General features: G+C 61.8%; 1 protein-coding gene. It reads left to right on the forward strand.

The features are described 5' to 3' along the window. Positions 1-147, forward strand: a complete 147-nt coding sequence (locus IB244_RS33295) for a fasciclin domain-containing protein (protein WP_409564096.1) — start codon at positions 1-3, stop codon at positions 145-147. Positions 148-469: the final 322 nt, after the last annotated feature.

Genomic DNA, 469 nt, shown 5'->3' on the forward strand with positions numbered 1-469 from the left:
GTGCAGGGGCAGAATGCACCGGTTGAAGTCGCCGAAGGGCAGCTGAGTATCGGCGGCGCACAGATCACACGATCGGACATCATGGCCAAGAACGGCGTGATCCATGTCATCGACAAGGTGAACATCCCGGAAGCCAAGCCTCACTGAAGGTGGCTGCACCGGAATGCAGGCGGCGGGGAGCGATCCCCGCCGTTCTCGTGTGCAGTCGGTTCAAGCCGGCGCCACGTCATGGCGACCAAGCCCAGCCATCCCCATCTATACGACACGGATTCGCCAACATGGATAACCTCAGCGCAGCCAGCGCCCTTATGGCGAGAATTTCCCACCAACTAAGACCTCCTGGTACGACCACGATGTCTCCCTGCAGCCGTTGCTGCAGACCGAGCCCCGGTGGCCAGCCTTGCGCGCGTTGCCTCACCGACGAACTGGGAGGATCGATCAGTAACCAAGGAGCCGCGCTGAGGTGGCT

The organism is Rhizobium sp. RHZ02 (genome assembly GCF_014851575.1).
Lineage (GTDB): Bacteria > Pseudomonadota > Alphaproteobacteria > Rhizobiales > Rhizobiaceae > Rhizobium > Rhizobium altiplani.